This window comes from Bartonella vinsonii subsp. berkhoffii ATCC 51672 (assembly GCF_902825225.1).
Classification (GTDB): domain Bacteria; phylum Pseudomonadota; class Alphaproteobacteria; order Rhizobiales; family Rhizobiaceae; genus Bartonella; species Bartonella berkhoffii.
On record NZ_CADEAK010000266.1, the window covers coordinates 1 to 404 of the forward strand.

The window sequence follows — 404 nt, forward strand, 5'->3', positions numbered from 1 at the left end:
GCCAAGATTGTCAGCCGCCATTGCGATTGTTCCTCCCAATGTACCTATGGCTATTTTTTTCATCATTTTTCCTTTAAAAGACGCAAACTATTTAAAAAAACTATTTAACAACAATTAGCATTTATAACAATGATATCATTTTTTTTATTCTAATAAATTGAATTGTGCTGAATCATTGCGTTTTGCAGTGTATGTTCTAAAATAAAGGCAATAGTGCTTGGATTTTACATTTAATAAAAAGAAAACAATATTAAGAATAGAGGTCAATATTAATGAGTTTCCTTATGGAAGATCATAATCCAGCCATAATGTATGGTACGACTATTATTACTGTGCGAAAAGATGGCAAAGTTGCGAAGGCTGGTGATGGACAGGTATCACTTGGACAAACGATTATGAAATGG

Annotated in this window: 1 pseudogene; it reads left to right on the plus strand. The window is 31.9% G+C overall.

The features are described from left to right. Positions 1-284 precede the first annotated feature (284 nt). A pseudogene (locus J7R10_RS09205) lies at positions 285-404 on the plus strand (ATP-dependent protease subunit HslV); the annotation flags it as partial.